The following is an 11,732-nucleotide window of genomic DNA, read 5'->3' as shown; positions in this document are numbered from 1 at the left end:
AACACAGGCAATTTGACTCTATTTGTACGGGCAGGATGGAAACGGCTGGTAAACGCCGCAGACTCGTAAACGTTGTGATTAACAACCTATGAAAGTATTCGGCAAGAATTGACAGGCCTTGCGTTGTCGCTGTCTATCTTTTTGTTTTTTATGGTATTTTATAATGTGAGAAGGCTTCAGTATAAATTATCTTGGATGATAATTCAGGGAGTCCGGACTCGCGCTAATTGCACTTTCCTACAACCGCCGTTTACGCGCTGTTAAGCCTGTCATGAGAGTCCTTTTAGGGTCGTTAAGTATTTCTCCGACCATGGAGGCCGCATTGGATACTCAGGCACAATATTGCGAATCTATATCCCTTCCAGAAGTTCTGAGCATTCGTAATGCTTCAGAAGTATATTCGAAGATTGTTGATCGATTCCGTGACAATAACAATATTACTCTAAGTCTCCCTGAGAATGCGGAGGCGGATCTGAGTTTCCTTCAGCTCATCGAAGCGGCCCGCCGTCAGGCAAAGGCCGCAGGTAAGACTTTTACCCTTTCGACTCCGGCCAGCGGTTCGCTTCTCAAGGTTCTCGAGCGGGCCGGATTTACCGAGGCCTTCGATGAAGAAGACAAGAAGTTCTGGTTGCATAAAGAGGTGACATTATGAGCGCAAACATCCTGACCGTCGACGATTCCGCCAGCATCCGGCTGACCACCAAGGTCACGCTCACCAACGCAGGCTACACAGTCACCGAAGCCGTCAATGGCGCCGAGGGCCTGGCAACCGCCAAAAGCGGCAATTTCGACCTGATCGTCACCGATCTCAACATGCCCGTCATGGACGGGCTGACGATGATCGAGGAGCTGCGCAAGCTGCCCGCCCAGGCCGGCGTGCCGATCATCTTCCTGACGACGGAATCAGATGCGGACCTCAAGGCTCGCGCCAAGGCTGCCGGCGCCACCGGCTGGCTCACCAAGCCGTTCGATCCGGAAAATCTCGTTAAGATCGTGAAGAAGGTCCTTGGCAGATGAGCTCGCTTGATCCAGTCGCAGTATTCCGTACCGAAGCAGCCGAATGCCTTGAGGCGATCGAAGCCGGCCTTCTCGACCTCAATCACGACCTCGAAAACAAGGATCTCGTCGACGCCGTGTTCCGCGGCCTTCACACGTTGAAGGGCTCGGGCGCGATGTTCGGCTTCGAGGCGCTCGCTGCTTTCACCCATCATTGCGAAACGGCCTTCGACCGTGTCCGCAAGGGTGAGGTTCCGGCTACCGCCGAGCTCGTCGCGGCTGTCCTTGCCGCGCAGGATCATATGCAGGCTCTCGTCGAGCAGCCCGATGCCGATCATGGCGATACCGGCCACAAGCTGCTTGCCCAGCTTCAGGCCGCCGTCGGCGGTAAGGCCGAGGCCAAGGAGGCTGCCGCTCCTGCCGCTGCAGCGCCCGCTGTCACGGCAGCCGCTCCTGCCAAGAAGACGACGACCTGGCGCATCCGTTTCAGCCTGCCGGCAAATGCCATGGCCAACGGCACCAACCCGCTCGGCCTCCTGGATGAACTGCGCGATCTCGGCGAATGCGCAGTCCGTGCAAACACGTCAGGCATTCCGCCGCTCGATGATCTGGTCCCGACCGAACTCTACGTCTCCTGGGACGTCGTTCTAACCAGCGAGCAGGACCGTTCCGCCATCGATGACGTCTTCATCTTCGTCATGGACGATATGGAGCTCGATGTTCAGGAAATCGCCGGTCCGCAGGCCGCACCGGTCGATACAAAGAAGGATGTGGCTGCCGCCGCTCCGGTCGCCGCGGCAACACCCGCCGCCTCTCCGGAATTCCGCCCGGTCGAGGCCGTTCCGGTGAAGCGCGAAACGCCCGCACCCGCCCAAGCCGCAGCCCAGGCAAAAGCGCAGGAAAACGTCCGCGTTCCGGCAGAACGTCTCGACGAACTGATGGACCGCGTCGGCGAGCTCGTCATTGCCCAGTCGCGCCTCAGCCAGCTGGCAAGTTCCAGCTCGGATATCGCCCTGCGCTCGGTTTCGGAGGAAATCGAACGTCTCTCCGGCGAGCTTCGCGACACGATGATGGTGCTTCGCATGGTGCCGGTCGGAACGCTCTTCTCGCGCTTCCGCCGCCTCGTCCATGATCTCGCGCGTGAAACCGGCAAGGTGATCGAACTCGTCACCGAAGGCGAGACCACCGAAGTCGACAAGACCGTCATCGAGCGCCTCGCCGATCCGCTTGTCCACCTCGTCCGCAATTCGATCGACCACGGCCTCGAGCCGCCAGCCGAACGCCTCGGCGCCGGCAAAATGGAAGCTGGGACCGTGACGCTTGCCGCCCACCAGTCCGGCGGCGAAGTCATTATCTCCATCAAGGATGACGGCCGCGGCATCAATCGCGAGCGGGTTCGTGCCAAGGCGGAATCTTCTGGCCTGATTGCACCCGGTCAGCCGCTTTCCGATCAGGAACTGCTGCAGCTCATCTTCGCGCCGGGCTTCTCCACCGCCGCGCAGATCACCAATCTTTCCGGCCGCGGCGTCGGCATGGATGTCGTCAAGAAGACGGTCGAGGCGCTGCGTGGTGCAATCGAGATCGTCAGCCTGCCGGGGCAGGGCTCGGAAGTCTCGCTACGCATTCCGCTGACGCTCGCCATCATCGATGGCCTGCTGGTGCGTGTCGGTTCCGGCCGATACGTCATCCCGCTCTCGGCGGTCGAAGAATGCCTCGAACTGTCGCTGGAAGAAGATCTCCGCTCGCGTGGGCGCAGCTTCATCTCGCTGCGCGACAGCCTGGTGCCGTTCCTGCGGCTGCGCGATCTCTTCCGCACCGGCACCAAGCCGGACGTGCATCAGAAGGTGGTCGTCATCTCGACGGGCACAGAACGCGTCGGCCTCGTGGTCGACCAGATCATCGGCGACCACCAGACGGTCATCAAGTCGATGTCGAAACTGCACAACGACGTGGCGACCTTCTCTGGCGCCACCATTCTTGGCGACGGCAGCGTCGCTCTCATTCTTGACGTCGGGCACCTCGTTGCCGCGGGTCAGCAACAGGAGGCGCAATTGCGCGTGGCAGGATGAGCACAGCAGCAACAGCCGAAAAATTCGACAAGCACTGGAATTATGCCGAGGAAGTCGAAGTTCTGACTTTCGATCTCAATGGCGAGACCTTCGCTCTGGAAGCAGTCATCGTCCAGGAAATCCTGGATCTGCTTCCTGAAACTGCGGTGCCGGGCGCCCAGCCTTTCGTCGCCAGCGTCATCAACTTCCGCGGCAAGGTCATTCCGCTCGCCGATCTTCGTCTCGCTTTCGGGATGGAAGCTTCGGAAGCGACGATCGACAGCCGTATCGTCGTCATCGAGGTCGATCTGCAGGGGGAGCAGACGCTCGTTGGAATGCGCACCGACAAGGTGAACGAGGTGACGACGCTGACGAAGAGCGCCAGCGAACCGCCACCGAGCGTGGGTATGCGCTGGCGCGCCGATTACATCAATTGCCTGGTCAAGAGGGGTGGCGAGTTCATCATCCTCCCGAATTTGCAGGCGATTTTCTCATCGAGGCATGAGACGGCGGGGGCCGTCAACTAGCCGGGGCCAATCAGTAGGGGTTAAGACGATGCGATTGACGATCAAGACAAAGCTGGTGACAGCGTTCACCTTTATCATTCTCATGCTCATGGGCACTGCCGCCTACGGCATCTTCAGCCTCGGCTCGCTGAACGACACAATCGGTAACCTTCTTGCCGGTCCTGCCGCGCGCCTCGACCTGGCGCAACAGATCAATATCGCCCAGCTCGAAGCCATCCGCCAGCAGAAGAACCTTATGACCGCGCGCAATGCCGACGACGCTTCCGGTGCGATCGAAAAGGGCAACGAGGCTCGCAAGGACTTCGCCGATGCCTTCGCCGCCGTGACGAAACTTGCAACCGAGCAAGGCAAGGCGCGTTGGGAGCAAGTTGCCGAACTTTCCAAGGCATTCAATCAGGCCGACGACCAGATCCGAAATTTCATCAAGGACGGCAATATGGACGGCGCCAACAATGTCTCGGTCACGACGGCTCGCCAGGCGGCCAACGATATCGACGCCACGCTCAATGAAATTCTGACGCTCGAAAAACAGCGCATGAAGGAAGCTGATGACAGCGCCGATCAGCAGTATGCCACGACGCGCACGACGATGATTGCGGTTGCTGCCGTAGCGTTGCTGGTTGCTGGCCTCACTGCCTTCTGGATCGCGAATACCATCAGCAAGGGTCTTAGCCGCGCCAACACCGTTGTCCGCGAAGTTGCCGAAGGCGACCTGACGAAGATGGCCGAGATCACCACGCATGACGAAATCGGTGAACTGCTCGGCAACGTCAATATCATGATCGAACGCTTGCGTGGTGTCGTTGCGGATGCCCTGTCTGCTGCCGACAACGTTTCTTCGGGCAGCCAGGAACTCTCGGCCAGCTCCGAGCAGGTCTCGCAGGGTGCGACCGAACAGGCGGCTTCCGCTGAAGAGGCCTCCGCCTCGATGGAGCAGATGGCTGCGAACATCAAGCAGAATGCCGATAATGCCGCGCAGACCGAAAAGATCGCCCGCCAGTCCGCCAAGGACGCGGAAGCTTCCGGCGACGCCGTCAACCGCGCCGTCGATGCGATGCGCACGATCGCCGAGAAGATCGGCATCGTCCAGGAAATCGCCCGCCAGACGGACTTGCTCGCCCTGAATGCCGCCGTCGAGGCCGCTCGTGCCGGCGAACATGGCAAGGGCTTTGCGGTCGTCGCCTCGGAAGTGCGCAAGCTGGCAGAACGCAGCCAGTCGGCAGCAGCGGAGATCTCGTCCATGTCGAGCGACACGGTCAAGGCCGCTCGCGACGCCGGCGAAATGCTCGGCCGCCTGGTTCCTGACATCCGCAAGACTGCCGAGCTGGTTTCGGAGATCAGTGCCGCCTGCCGCGAGCAGGATATCGGCGCCTCGCAGATCAATGAAGCAATCCAGCAGCTCGACAAGGTAACCCAGCAGAATGCCGGCGCTTCCGAAGAAATGTCGGCAACCTCCGAAGAGCTTGCTGCTCAGGCCGAGGAACTGCAGGCCTCGATCGCCTTCTTCAAGGTCGATACGGCAGGCACGACCCGTGCCGGTGTACGGAAGACCGCTGCAAAGACGACCGCCAAGGTGATCAAGGCTCCGGCCGCCGCTAACCCACGCAAGCCGGCTCCGGCGACACAAAACCATGGCAACACCGTCGCTTCCCAGCAGGCACGTGCCAAGGGCTTTGCTCTGGACATGTCGATGGGCGGCCCGGACGCCGGTGACGACGATTTCCGCGAAAGCGCCTGAGTGCTTCGCAGTGAACCGAAACTCTCCGAGGCCGTTTCGGCGGCCCCGGACGGAAATATCCCGCAACGTGTGTATGCGTTAGCGTCGTGATCACTAGATGTCCGACTGCTGGGAAGTGAATTACTCGCTGTCCCCCTTTTTTGGCTCTTCTTTGGTTTCTTCACTGGCGATCCGTTCCTGGGCCGCCTTGCGAGACAGTATTTTCCGCTTCCAGGGGATAGAGATGCGTTTCACCATTAAAATGAAGCTAGGTATTGCTTTTGGTCTCGTAATATTATTGGCGCTTGGAATGGCAGGTCTTGCCATTACCAATCTTTATTCACTCAATGCTGCCATCACCGATATCGTTGCTGGTCCTGCCAAGAATCTTCTGGCTTCGGGCGGGCTTTCCGATGCGGTCGCCGGATCGATCCGCGCCGAGAAGAATGCCGTCATGAACACGGATCCGGCTGCCATTACCGGATATCGGGACACGGTCGCGCAGGAACGGAAGTCCATTGACGATCGGCTGGCCGAACTCGACAAGGAGACCAACCCCGCAATCATCAGCAAGCTCGCAGAATTCCGTTCGGTCTATCCGAATTGGACACGGATGCAGGACCAGATCCTCGATCTGGCAACCCAGAACACGACTGAAAGCAATGCGCATGCCGCCCAGATCTCTATGGGCGATGGCGCAAAGGTCACGGACGATCTTCTGAAGATCCTGGGTGAACTCAACAATCACATCGTTGAGGATCTGCACGCTACGGACGAAGCGACGAATGTCCAGTACGACAATTCCAGCAGTGCCTTGATCGGTATGGCAGTAGTGCTGTTCGTCTTCTCGACGGCCATCGCGGTCTGGATCGCATTCGGCATCAACCGCGGTCTGAAGAAGGTTGCCTTTATTGCGGAGGCCGTGTCGAAGGGCGATCTCGAACAGAAGGTCGAGATCAAGACCAATGATGAGATCAAGGATCTGATCGACACGGTCAATGTCATGACCGCCAACCTGCGCAGCACTGCAGCGCTTGCCGACAAGATCGCCATGGGGGATCTCTCGGTCGACGCAAAACCGCTGTCGGACAAGGATGTGCTCGGCATCGCCATGCAGAGCATGGTGTCAAACCTACGCACAACGGCCAAGGTGGCAGACCTCATCTCGAACGGCGACCTGACTGTTTCTCCTAAGCCGCTTTCGGAAAAGGATACGCTTGGTATCGCTCTGGAGCAGATGGTGGAGCGCCTGCGTGGTGTGGTCGCTGACGCAATCGCGGCTGCGGAAAACGTCTCGTCCGGCAGCCAGGAACTCTCGGCCAGCTCCGAGCAGGTTTCGCAGGGCGCGACCGAACAGGCGGCTTCGGCTGAAGAGGCCTCCGCTTCGATGGAAGAGATGGCTTCAAACATCAAGCAGAATGCCGACAATGCCGCCCAGACCGAAAAGATCGCCCGCCAGTCTGCCAAGGATGCGGAGAATTCCGGCGATGCCGTCAACCGCGCGGTGGCTGCGATGCGCACGATCGCCGAAAAGATCGGCATCGTTCAGGAAATCGCCCGCCAGACCGACCTGCTCGCCCTGAACGCGGCCGTCGAAGCCGCGCGTGCCGGCGAACACGGCAAGGGTTTTGCGGTCGTCGCCTCGGAAGTGCGCAAGCTTGCGGAACGCAGCCAGTCGGCAGCCGCCGAAATCTCGGCGATGTCGGGCGATACGGTGAAGGCAGCCCAGGAAGCCGGCGACATGCTCGGCCGCCTGGTTCCTGACATCCGCAAGACTGCCGAACTGGTCTCCGAGATCAGTGCTGCCTGCCGCGAGCAGGATATCGGTGCTGCCCAGATCAACGAAGCGATCCAGCAGCTCGACAAGGTGACGCAGCAGAATGCCGGCGCTTCCGAAGAGATGTCGGCGACCTCCGAAGAGCTGGCAACCCAGGCTGAGGAACTGCAGGCCTCGATCGCCTTCTTCAAGGTGGATATGGCCGGCAACCGCCTGTCCCGCGCTCCTGCTGCCAAGGTCACGGTGCGCACACCGCTTCCGACCGGAGGTCGAAAGCCGGTCAGCAAGAAGACCGCGGCTGCCAATACGGTTGCTGCCCAGCAGGCACGCGCCAAGGGCTTTGCCCTGGATATGTCGATGGGTGGCCCCGACGACGGGGATGCGGAGTTCAAGGAAAGCGCCTGAGCGCTTTGTCCGGTCAGGGCTGCACATGCGGCCTCTGACACAAGCTTCCGGCGACCAGGAACGCCGGATGCAAGGCCGCAAGACCTTTGTGCGACCTGTTTTGCCTACCGGAATGTCTTGCTGCATGACGCAGCAACAGGAACCATCGGTCCACGTTTATTACGTCGCTTTCAAATAGGGGTATTGCGATGCGTATCACGATCAAGCTCAAGCTCGCGGCCGCGTTCGGCTTCGTCATACTGTTGCTGGTAGGCAGCGCGGTTTATGGAATTATCAGTCTCAGCTCGCTGAATGCCGCCGTCGGCGAGCTGATCGCAGGTCCATCAAAAAGACTGGAATTGGCTCTGGAAGCAAAAGCTGCCGAGCTCGATGCCATCAGGTGGCAGAAGAACGCCCTTTTGGAAATGGATCCCGAGGCGGCCAATAGGAATTACGAGAATTCGGCGAAGAGCATGGATGAATTGCTGACATTCGCGACAGGCGGCCAACAGCTCGCAACTGCAGACGGCAGGCCGACATGGGACAGGCTGGTGGAGCTCAGCAAACGTTTCGTGGAAGGTTCCAATAAAGTCGCCTCCATCCAGGAAAGCGGCGACAGGGCAGCGGCCACGGCTTATTCCGGTGGAGAAGTTCGGGCCATCGTCACGGAACTGGAAGACGTCTTTACAACACTTGTCGCGCTTCAGCAGAAGTCGATGACCCAAGCCGACGACGATACGGAAATCCTCTACGGCAATACCAGAAACCTGCTGATCGGCATTGCCATCGGCGCTTCCGTCATCGCTTTTGCCGCCGCGCTGTGGATCGCGCTTGGCATCAACAGCGGCCTGCGCAAGATCATGAACGTCGCCAGCGCCGTCGCCATCGGCGATCTGAACCAGAAGGTCGAGATCAGGAGCAATGACGAGATCAAGGATCTGGTGAACACGATCAACGTCATGACGGACAATCTGCGCAATACCGCTGGCATCGCAAACGAGATTTCGAACGGTGACCTCAGCGTTACACCGAAGCCACTCTCCGACAAGGATACGCTCGGCATTGCCATGCTCGGCATGGTGAATAACCTGCGCTCTACCGCCGATGTTGCCAACCAGATCGCAGAAGGCGACCTCTCGGTCGAGGTGAAGCCGCTTTCGGTCAAGGATACGCTCGGCATCGCCATGCAAAGCATGGTCACCAATCTTCGTGCCACCGCCGACATTGCCACGCAGATTGCCGCCGGCGACCTGACGGTTTCTCCGAAGGCGCTCTCGGCCAAGGACACACTCGGGACCGCGCTCGAACAGATGGTGGAGCGTTTGCGCGATGTCGTCGCGGACGCAATTGCGGCAGCGGAGAATGTTTCGGCCGGCAGCCAGGAGCTTTCGGCGAGCTCGGAGCAGGTATCGCAGGGTGCCACCGAGCAGGCTTCGGCGGCCGAGGAAGCCTCCTCCTCGATGGAAGAGATGGCTGCCAACATCAAGCAGAACGCCGATAACGCCGCCCAGACGGAAAAGATCGCCCGCCAGTCGGCCAAGGATGCGGAGATGAGCGGAAACGCCGTTTCCCGTGCGGTCGAGGCCATGCGTACGATCGCCCAGAAGATCAGCATCGTTCAGGAAATCGCCCGCCAGACCGACCTGCTCGCACTCAACGCAGCAGTGGAGGCTGCCCGTGCCGGCGAGCATGGCAAGGGTTTTGCGGTCGTCGCTTCGGAAGTGCGCAAGCTTGCCGAGCGCAGCCAGTCGGCGGCAGCGGAAATCAGCGCCATGTCGAGCGATACCGTCGCAGCTGCCCAGGAAGCCGGAGACATGCTCGGCCGCCTGGTGCCTGACATCAGAAAGACGGCGGAACTCGTGGCGGAGATCAGCTCCGCATGCCGCGAGCAGGATGTCGGCGCGTCGCAGATCAACGAGGCGATCCAGCAGCTCGACAAGGTCACCCAGCAGAATGCCGGCGCTTCCGAGCAGATGTCTGCGACGTCAGAAGAACTCGCCGCCCAGGCCGAGGAACTGCAGACATCAATTGCCTTCTTCAAGGTCGATACAGCGGGTGGCAAGGCAATGGCGACAAGTGGCCGCCAGGGACGTACTCCGGCCGCCAAGGTAACCACGCGCAGTCCGGTTCCGGCCGCAGCGCGCAAACCGGCCGGCAAAGCGGCTCTCGCCAACGGCGTTGCTGCTCAGCAAGCCCGTGCCAAGGGGTTCGCCCTGGATATGTCAATGGGCGGGCCGGATACGGCGGACGAAGATTTCCGGGAAAGCGCATAGGCGCTTCCTGGCGGGTAGGCTTTGGGGCCGCGGCAAAAGCGGCCCCGTTATGGCCGGCGCATGGACGCGCCGGGGCACACCGGCTCGGCCGGCAACGCATGAAGCGTTTGTACGGCGGCACAATGTGTCATTTCGCGGGATATCCGCTGTAGTCCTAAAGGGGTCTTGGAATGCGCTTCACGATCAAACTCAAACTGGGCCTGGTGTTCGGTTTCATCGTTCTCCTGACCTGCGCCATGGCCGGTCTTTCGATCTACAATCTCTCGTCGCTGAACAGCGACATCTCGGTCATGGTTGCCGGTCCGGTCGCCAATCTGCGCGATTCCGGCGATCTCTCCGATGCCGTGATGCGCTCCATCCGCGCCGAAAAGGATGCGATCATCAATACCGATGCGACAAAGATCGCCGGCTATGTCGATGAGATCTCGCAACAGCGCGAGCAGATCAAGACGCTCCAGGCTCGCCTTGCCACTTCGGAAGACCCTGACATCAGGAATGGCATGGCTCAGTTCGGCGATCTCTACGGCAAGTGGACTGCGCTGCAGGATCGTGTTGCCGACCTTGCCACGCAAAACACCAGCGAATCCAACACCCAGGCCGGCGTCATTTCGATGGGCGAGGGCCAGGTAGTAACGACCCAGCTTCTCGGCATTCTCACCAAGTTGAACGACACCGTGACCGGCAATGTCGCCGAAACCGACGCCGCTACCAACGACCAGTATGCGCAGTCGCGCAACCTGCTGGTTATGATGACGATCGGTCTGATTATCGTATCCTCCGCTGCGGCCATCTGGATCCTGCTCAATATCTCCCGGGGCCTCAAGCGTGCGGTTCAACTTGCGGATGCCGTCAGCATCGGCGATCTCGAACAGGACATCGAGCACAAGAGCAATGACGAGATCCGCGATCTTGTCAATTCCATGACGAGGATGACCGGCAACCTGCGTAACACGGCACAGATTGCCAACCAGATCTCGAACGGCGACCTGACTGTTTCTCCTAAGCCGCTTTCGGAAAAGGATACGCTTGGTATCGCTCTGGAGCAGATGGTGGAGCGCCTGCGTGGTGTGGTCGCTGACGCAATCGCGGCTGCGGAAAACGTCTCGTCCGGCAGCCAGGAACTCTCGGCCAGCTCCGAGCAGGTTTCGCAGGGCGCGACCGAACAGGCGGCTTCGGCTGAAGAGGCCTCCGCTTCGATGGAAGAGATGGCTTCAAACATCAAGCAGAATGCCGACAATGCCGCCCAGACCGAAAAGATCGCCCGCCAGTCCGCCAAGGATGCGGAGAATTCCGGCGATGCCGTCAACCGCGCGGTGGCTGCGATGCGCACGATCGCCGAAAAGATCGGCATCGTTCAGGAAATCGCCCGCCAGACCGACCTGCTCGCCCTGAACGCAGCGGTCGAGGCGGCTCGTGCCGGCGAACATGGCAAGGGTTTTGCGGTCGTCGCCTCGGAGGTGCGCAAGCTTGCGGAACGCAGCCAGTCGGCAGCCGCTGAAATCAGTGCAATGTCCGGCGATACGGTCAAGGCTGCGCAGGAAGCCGGCGACATGCTGGGTCGGCTGGTTCCTGACATCCGCAAGACTGCCGAACTGGTCTCCGAGATCAGTGCTGCCTGCCGCGAGCAGGATATCGGTGCTGCCCAGATCAACGAAGCGATCCAGCAGCTCGACAAGGTGACGCAGCAGAATGCCGGCGCTTCCGAAGAGATGTCGGCGACCTCCGAAGAGCTGGCAACCCAGGCTGAGGAACTGCAGGCCTCGATCGCCTTCTTCAAGGTGGATATGGCCGGCAACCGCCTCTCCCGCGCTCCGGCCGCCAAGGTCACGGTGCGCACGCCGCTTCCGACCGGAGGTCGCAAGCCGGTCAGCAAGAAGACCGCGGCTGCCAATACGGTTGCTGCCCAGCAGGCACGCGCCAAGGGCTTTGCCCTCGACCTCTCCATGGGCGGCCCCGACGACGGGGATGCAGAGTTCAAGGAAAGTGCCTGAGCATCCGGGTCCTTTCAAT

7 protein-coding genes and 1 pseudogene are annotated in these 11,732 nt (G+C 60.2%); all 8 read left to right on the top strand.

Going from position 1 to position 11,732, the window contains the following annotated elements:
- Positions 1-322 precede the first annotated feature (322 nt).
- Positions 323-652: an STAS domain-containing protein gene (locus ACK9YZ_RS17440; RefSeq protein WP_216755855.1), complete on the top strand. Its 330-nt coding sequence runs from the start codon at positions 323-325 to the stop codon at positions 650-652.
- Positions 649-1,017, top strand: coding sequence for a response regulator (locus ACK9YZ_RS17435; protein WP_112544064.1), 369 nt, complete (start codon positions 649-651; stop codon positions 1,015-1,017). Before ACK9YZ_RS17440 ends, ACK9YZ_RS17435 begins: the two co-directional genes overlap by 4 nt.
- Positions 1,014-3,065 carry a chemotaxis protein CheA gene (locus ACK9YZ_RS17430; RefSeq protein WP_416064652.1) on the top strand — a complete coding sequence of 684 codons (2,052 nt, stop codon included), beginning with the start codon at positions 1,014-1,016 and terminating at the stop codon, positions 3,063-3,065. The genes ACK9YZ_RS17435 and ACK9YZ_RS17430 overlap by 4 nt, the downstream gene beginning before the upstream one ends.
- A complete protein-coding gene (locus ACK9YZ_RS17425) occupies positions 3,062-3,571 on the top strand; it encodes a chemotaxis protein CheW (protein ID WP_183735220.1) in 510 nt (169 codons plus the stop codon). The genes ACK9YZ_RS17430 and ACK9YZ_RS17425 overlap by 4 nt, the downstream gene beginning before the upstream one ends.
- Positions 3,572-3,599: 28 nt before the next feature.
- Positions 3,600-5,309 (top strand): methyl-accepting chemotaxis protein, encoded by a 1,710-nt coding sequence (locus ACK9YZ_RS17420; RefSeq protein WP_416064651.1) that lies wholly within the window; start codon positions 3,600-3,602, stop codon positions 5,307-5,309.
- A gap of 223 nt (positions 5,310-5,532) precedes the next feature.
- Positions 5,533-7,470 carry a methyl-accepting chemotaxis protein gene (locus tag ACK9YZ_RS17415; protein ID WP_416064650.1) on the top strand — a complete coding sequence of 646 codons (1,938 nt, stop codon included), beginning with the start codon at positions 5,533-5,535 and terminating at the stop codon, positions 7,468-7,470.
- An 854-nt stretch (positions 7,471-8,324) separates the two neighbouring features.
- Positions 8,325-9,722 (top strand): annotated as a pseudogene (locus tag ACK9YZ_RS17410) (methyl-accepting chemotaxis protein); the annotation flags it as partial.
- Positions 9,723-9,892: 170 nt separating this feature from the next.
- Complete coding sequence (locus ACK9YZ_RS17405; RefSeq protein WP_416064649.1) at positions 9,893-11,713, top strand: methyl-accepting chemotaxis protein; 1,821 nt, start codon at positions 9,893-9,895, stop codon at positions 11,711-11,713.
- The last annotated feature ends 19 nt before the right edge of the window (positions 11,714-11,732 follow it).

This window comes from Rhizobium sp. ZK1 (assembly GCF_047782645.1).
In the GTDB taxonomy this organism is placed as follows: Bacteria; Pseudomonadota; Alphaproteobacteria; order Rhizobiales; family Rhizobiaceae; genus Rhizobium.
Note: the sequence above shows the minus strand (reverse complement) of the source record. Positions and strands in the feature narration are given on the sequence as shown.

Excerpts from the sequence above, each read along its gene's own strand:
- ACK9YZ_RS17420 (WP_416064651.1), top strand. The coding sequence starts at position 3,600 with ATGCGATTGACGATCAAGACAAAGCTGGTGACAGCGTTCACCTTTATC.
- ACK9YZ_RS17415 (WP_416064650.1), top strand. The coding sequence starts at position 5,533 with ATGCGTTTCACCATTAAAATGAAGCTAGGTATTGCTTTTGGTCTCGTA.
- ACK9YZ_RS17435 (WP_112544064.1), top strand. The coding sequence starts at position 649 with ATGAGCGCAAACATCCTGACCGTCGACGATTCCGCCAGCATCCGGCTG.
- ACK9YZ_RS17430 (WP_416064652.1), top strand. The coding sequence starts at position 1,014 with ATGAGCTCGCTTGATCCAGTCGCAGTATTCCGTACCGAAGCAGCCGAA.
- ACK9YZ_RS17405 (WP_416064649.1), top strand. The coding sequence starts at position 9,893 with ATGCGCTTCACGATCAAACTCAAACTGGGCCTGGTGTTCGGTTTCATC.
- ACK9YZ_RS17425 (WP_183735220.1), top strand. The coding sequence starts at position 3,062 with ATGAGCACAGCAGCAACAGCCGAAAAATTCGACAAGCACTGGAATTAT.